The organism is Chryseobacterium sp. SIMBA_028 (assembly GCF_046535285.1).
In the GTDB taxonomy this organism is placed as follows: Bacteria; Bacteroidota; Bacteroidia; order Flavobacteriales; family Weeksellaceae; genus Chryseobacterium.
In genome coordinates this window covers 1-232 of the sequence record NZ_JAWRWZ010000874.1, presented here as the reverse complement: position 1 = coordinate 232, position 232 = coordinate 1, and the positions used below count along the sequence as shown (strand labels likewise).

The window sequence follows — 232 nt, the reverse complement described above, 5'->3', positions numbered from 1 at the left end:
ATCATTAATCCAAATCCTAAAAACATCACATCTTTGATGATAAAGAAATCAGTGACCGGAATTCCATCCACCATTTTCCATATTCCCGGAGTTGTAAATAAATAACTTAATGTGACCAGAAAGACACCTATCATTCCCATGGCAGCATACTTTCTTAGAAATGCAAATTTCACACTAAAGATCAGTAATGCTGCAATGATAATTTCTATCACTCCGATAGCATTTGACACCG

General features: G+C 35.3%; 1 protein-coding gene. It reads right to left on the bottom strand.

Annotated elements, in window-relative coordinates; translation table 11 throughout:
• Positions 1 to 212, bottom strand: a 212-nt coding sequence (locus SCA31_RS25705; protein ID WP_410699751.1) for a DUF417 family protein, incomplete at its 3' end; no start/stop codon positions are given.
• Between the last annotated feature and the right edge of the window lie 20 nt (positions 213 to 232).